5 protein-coding genes are annotated in these 4,621 nt (G+C 74.3%); 3 read left to right on the top strand and 2 right to left on the bottom strand.

Annotation, left to right across the window (positions count from 1 at the left end):
• Positions 1-14 precede the first annotated feature (14 nt).
• Positions 15-1,100, bottom strand: a complete 1,086-nt coding sequence (locus FOE67_RS17280) for an LLM class flavin-dependent oxidoreductase (protein ID WP_182665287.1) — start codon at positions 1,098-1,100, stop codon at positions 15-17.
• Positions 1,101-1,371: 271 nt separating this feature from the next.
• On the opposite strand from FOE67_RS17280, the gene dhaK reads away from it, so the two are divergent.
• The 3 genes from dhaK (at position 1,372) to FOE67_RS17265 (ending at position 3,568) form a co-directional block, all read left to right on the top strand.
• Positions 1,372-2,361 (top strand): dihydroxyacetone kinase subunit DhaK, encoded by a 990-nt coding sequence (gene dhaK, locus FOE67_RS17275; protein WP_182665285.1) that lies wholly within the window; start codon positions 1,372-1,374, stop codon positions 2,359-2,361.
• Positions 2,362-2,451: 90 nt separating this feature from the next.
• Positions 2,452-3,135, top strand: coding sequence for a dihydroxyacetone kinase subunit DhaL (gene dhaL / locus FOE67_RS17270; protein ID WP_182665283.1), 684 nt, complete (start codon positions 2,452-2,454; stop codon positions 3,133-3,135).
• Entirely contained in the window at positions 3,128-3,568 is a 441-nt protein-coding gene (locus FOE67_RS17265) for a PTS-dependent dihydroxyacetone kinase phosphotransferase subunit DhaM (RefSeq protein ID WP_323384990.1), read from the top strand. Before dhaL ends, FOE67_RS17265 begins: the two co-directional genes overlap by 8 nt.
• A gap of 52 nt (positions 3,569-3,620) precedes the next feature.
• Here the strand turns inward: FOE67_RS17265 and FOE67_RS17260 are convergent, their stop codons facing one another.
• On the bottom strand, positions 3,621-4,487 hold the full coding sequence (locus FOE67_RS17260; protein ID WP_182665279.1) for a glutamate racemase: 867 nt from the start codon (positions 4,485-4,487) through the stop codon (positions 3,621-3,623).
• Positions 4,488-4,621: the final 134 nt, after the last annotated feature.

Below are 4,621 nucleotides of genomic sequence, written 5' to 3'. Positions count from 1 at the left end.
GGCCCGGGCCGGGCTCAGTCCCCGCCGGTACCGGCGGGGACCGGGGCGGCGGGGTGACGTGGCGGCTCGGCCACCCCGGCCGGCCTGCGTGCGGCGAACTCCCGGCGCAGGACGGGGATCACCTCCTCGCCCAGCAGGTCCAGTTGCTCCAGGACGGTCTTCAGCGGCAGGCCCGCGTGGTCGACGAGGAACAACTGGCGCTGGTAGTCGCCGAAGCTCTCGCGGAAGGTGAGGGTCTTCTCGATGACCTGCTGGGGGCTGCCCACGGTCAGCGGCGTCTGTTCGGTGAACTCCTCCAGCGAGGGGCCGTGTCCGTAGACGGGGGCGTTGTCGAAGTAGGGGCGGAACTCCCGGACGGCGTCGCCCGAGTTCCTCCTCATGAAGACCTGTCCCCCGAGCCCCACGATCGCCTGTTCCGGCGTGCCGTGCCCGTAGTGGGCCCAGCGCCTGCGGTACAGGTCGATGAGACGCCGGAAGTGCTCCTTGGGCCAGAAGATGTTGTTGGCGAAGAAGCCGTCGCCGTAGTAGGCCGCCTGTTCCGCGATCTCGGGGCTGCGGATGGAACCGTGCCAGACGAAGGGCGGGACACCGTCCAACGGACGGGGGGTGGAGGTGAAGCCCTGCAGGGGGGTGCGGAAACGCCCTTCCCAGTCGACCACGTCCTCCCGCCACAGGCGGTGGAGCAGGGCGTAGTTCTCGATCGCCAGCGGGATGCCCTGACGGATGTCCTGACCGAACCAGGGGTACACCGGGCCGGTGTTGCCGCGTCCCAGCATCAGGTCGACCCGTCCGTCCGCGAGGTGCTGGAGCATCGCGTAGTCCTCGGCGATCTTCACCGGGTCGTTGGTGGTGATCAGGGTGGTGGCGGTGGAGAGGATCAGGCGTTCGGTCCGGGCGGCGATCCAGCCGAGCAGGGTGGTGGGCGAGGAGGGGACGAAGGGCGGGTTGTGGTGCTCGCCGGTGGCGAAGACGTCGAGGCCCACCTCCTCGGCCTTGAGGGCGATGGCGGTCATCGCCTTGATCCGCTCGTGCTCGGTGGGCGTGCGACCGGTGGTGGGGTCGGGAGTGACGTCACCCACGGTGAAGACGCCGAACTGCATCGCGTTCACCCGATTCATTGATTGAAGCGTCAATTACATTCCTTCCAACCATCTCCCGGGTCGACGTGTTCCCGCATCCCGGACCGCCCCCGAATCCGGCCCGCGCTTGCGCCGCCGGGGTGACCGTCGGGCAGGGCCACGGCGCGCGCGGCGCGCGTACTCCCCCGGCGCGCCCGGGGTCCGTACGCTGGGGGCACCCGTGCCGGGAACCGACGGCGATCGCGTGGGCCGCTCCCGAGCGGTCCGGCGGTCCGTGTGGAGGGAGAGCCGCGTGAAGATGCTGATCAACGTGCCGGAGCGGGTGGTGGAGGACGCGCTGCGCGGTATGGCCGCCGTCCATCCGGAGCTCACGGTGGACGTGGCCAACCGGGTGGTGGTGCGCCGCGACGCCCCGGTGGCGAACAAGGTGGGGCTGGTCTCCGGGGGCGGTTCCGGTCACGAACCGCTGCACGGCGGTTTCGTCGGCCCCGGCATGCTCGACGCGGCCTGCCCGGGAGAGGTGTTCACCTCCCCGGTGCCCGATCAGATGGTGCGCGCCGCGGCCGCCGTCGACAGCGGCGAGGGCGTGCTGTTCATCGTGAAGAACTACACCGGTGACGTGCTGAACTTCGAGATGGCCGCCGAGCTCGCCGCCGAGGAGGGCATCCGGGTGGAGACCGTCACCGTGAGCGACGACGTCGCCCTGGCCGCCGGGGAGGGCTCCGGCCGCCGGGGGACGGGCGGCACCCTCTTCGTGGAACGCCTGGCGGGCGCCGTGGCCGAGGCGGGAGCCCCCCTGGAACGGGTGACGGAGGTGGCCCGCCGGGTGGCCGACTCCTGTCGCAGCTTCGGCGTGGCCCTCGCGCCGTGCAGCACCCCGGCCCGCGGGGGCCCGACCTTCGACCTGCCGGAGGGGGAACTGGAACTGGGCATCGGCATCCACGGCGAACCCGGTCGGGAGCGACGCGGGATGATGACCTCGGGGGAGATCGCCGACGCCACGGTGGACGCCCTGGTGAACGACCTGCGACCGGACGAGCCCGTCCTGGTGCTGGTCAACGGCATGGGGGCCACGCCGCTGCTGGAACTGTACGGGTACGCCTCCGAGGTGATGCGGGCCCTGGGGGAACGATCGGTGGTCCCCGCCCGCACCCTGGTGGGCGACTACGTGACCTCCCTGGACATGGCGGGCTGTTCGGTCACGCTGTGCCCGGTCGACGAGGAATTGCTCCGCCTGTGGGAGACCCCCGTGCGCACCCCCGCGCTGCGCTGGGGCGCCTGAGGACTGCGGGGTCGGGGAAGGGATGTCCCCCGGACGGGGGACATCCCTTCCCCGGACGGGACGAGGGTCGGACGAGAGGGGAACGCGGAGATGGAACCGGGAACCGACCGGGACGAGGGGACGGAGCCGACGCTGGACGCCGACTTCTTCATCCGCTGGCTCGACGCCGCGGCGGCCGCGGTGGCACGGGACGCCGATCGGCTCACCGAGTTGGACGCCGCCATCGGTGACGCCGATCACGGCAGCAACCTCAACCGCGGGTTCGCCGCGGTGACACGCCGGTTGACCGAGAAGCCCCCGAACGCCCCCGGCGCGGTGCTCACCGGGGCCGGGCGCACGCTGATCTCCAGCGTCGGCGGGGCCTCGGGGCCGTTGTACGGGACGCTGCTGCGCCGGGCCGGAAAGGAACTGGGCGACGCGCCCCGGGTGTCGCGGGTCCAACTCGCGGAGGCCCTGCGCTCCGGTGTGGGCGCGGTGGCGGAGTTGGGCGGCGCCGGCGGCGGGGACAAGACGATGCTCGACGCCCTGCAGCCCGCCGTCGAGGGGTTGACCCGTTCCTTCGGCGCCGCGGCGACGGCCGCGGAGGAGGGCGCGCTGGCCACCGTGCCGCTGCGGGCCCGTCGCGGCCGGGCCGCCTACCTGGGCGACCGCAGCATCGGTCACCAGGACCCCGGAGCGGCCTCCTCGGCCCTGCTCATCGGGGCCCTGGCCGACACCGCGACGCGAGCGGCGGATGACGACGGGCATCGGGGGAACGGTGCCGATCGTGTCTGAGACCGACCTCGGGAGGGCGGGCACCCCGGGCATCGTGCTGGTCTCGCACAGCCGGGAGGTCGCCGAGTCGGTGGCCCGACTCGCCGGCGCCCTGGCCGGAGGGGCGGGGGACGTGCGGGTGGTCCCCGCCGGAGGCGACCCGGCGGGTGGTGTCGGGACCGACGCCGAACTGATCGCGGCCGCCGCACGGCGGGCGGACTCCGGCGCGGGGGTGGCGATCCTGGTGGACCTCGGGAGCGCCGTGCTCACCGTGCGCGCCCTGGTGGCGGAAGGCGGGGACGACGGGGACGAGGGGCTTCCCCCCGGGGCCCGCATGCTCGACGCGCCCTTCCTGGAAGGGGCGGTGGCCGCCGTGGTGGCCGCGGCCGGCGGGGCCGATCTGGAGGGGGTGGCCGGGGCCGCCGAGGAGGCCCGCGACTACCGCAAACGGTGAGCCGGGGCCCGTCCGCGCGGCGGGCCCCGGCCCGCCGGCGACACCCGGGCGTCTACGCCACCGCCGTCTCCTCCCGGGCGCCCGGCTCGTCCTCCCCGCTCCCGGCGACCGGGACCGACACCGGGCGCCCCGGGCCGAGCAGCAGGGCCGCCTCCGGGTACTCCAGGGCCGCCGGGGAGAGGCGCGAGAGCCGTCCGGAGGCCAGTACCACGAGGTCCCCGACCCCCCTCGCCCCGGGCGGGGCGACCGATGCGCCGTCTCCCGTCACCCCGGCGCGGCGCAGTGCCTGGGCGGCGACCGCCCCGGCGGATCCGTGCAGCCTCACCGGCGCGCCGAGGGCCTCCCCCAACCGTTCGCGGATGGAGTCGGCGACCAGTTCGTAATGGGTGCACCCCAACACCACGTCCCGCACCCCGGGCGGGGTGAGACGGACCGCCGCGTCCACCGCCCGGATGATCGCGGCGGAATCCGCGCGCTCCACGGCGTCCGCCAGACCGTGGCAGGGCACCTCGGCCGTCTCCACCCCGTCGGCGAACTCGGCGATCAGGCGACGCTGGTAGGCGCTTCCCGTGGTGGCGGGGGTGGCCCAGATCGCCAGGGGCCCGCCCGCCAGCGCCCCGGGTTTGACCGCGGGCACCGTCCCGATGACGGGCACGGTGGGTTCGAACTCCGCGCGCAGGGCGTCCAGGGCGTGCACGGAGGCGGTGTTGCAGGCGACCACGAGGGCACGCGGGCCGTGCGCCCGCGCCGCTCGCGCGCACCGCAGGGCCCGCTCCGCGATGTCCCGGGGGTCCCTGGGGCCCCAGGGCATCCCGTCCGGATCGCCGGACAACACGAGGGAGACATCCGGGCGGACACGGCGCACCGCGGCGGCGGCGGCGAGAAGTCCGAGACCCGAGTCGATGAGCGCGATCTTCACGGAGTCAGGGGACCGATGCGCCGTCTCCCGTCACCCCGGCGCGGCGCAGTGCCTGGGCGGCGACCGCCCCGGCGGATCCGTGCAGCCTCACCGGCGCGCCGAGGGCCTCCCCCAACCGTTCGCGGATGGAGTCG

The sequence above is a fragment of the Streptomyces calidiresistens genome, from assembly GCF_014141525.1.
Classification (GTDB): Bacteria; Actinomycetota; Actinomycetes; order Streptomycetales; family Streptomycetaceae; genus Streptomyces; species Streptomyces calidiresistens.
Note: the sequence above shows the minus strand (reverse complement) of the source record. Positions and strands in the feature narration are given on the sequence as shown.